The sequence below is a fragment of the Roseateles sp. AC306 genome, from assembly GCF_979253795.1.
On the sequence record NZ_CEEDEB010000106.1, the window covers coordinates 1 to 253 of the forward strand.

1 protein-coding gene is annotated in these 253 nt (G+C 66.8%); it reads left to right on the top strand.

What is annotated here, in order from left to right; all coding sequences use genetic code 11:
- The coding region (locus tag AC0IZJ_RS28580) for a hypothetical protein (protein ID WP_471855648.1) at positions 1 to 253 on the top strand (253 nt) is incomplete at both ends.

Below are 253 nucleotides of genomic sequence, written 5' to 3' on the forward strand. Positions count from 1 at the left end.
TGGGCAATCTGACCACGGAGAACCTGAACGCGCTGGGCACGGCCCAGTTCGCCGCACTGACCTCTGGCCAGTTCGGTTCGCTAACGACCGCTCAACTCGCCAAGCTGGAAACGGCCGACCTGCGTGCCGTCACCACTACCGCGCTTGCCGGCCTCTCGTCCGACCAGGTCGGTGCCTTGGCCAGTGACGCCGTCGGCGCCATGTCCACCGCACAGATCGCGTCGCTCAGCACCCTCCAGGTCAAGGGCCTGAC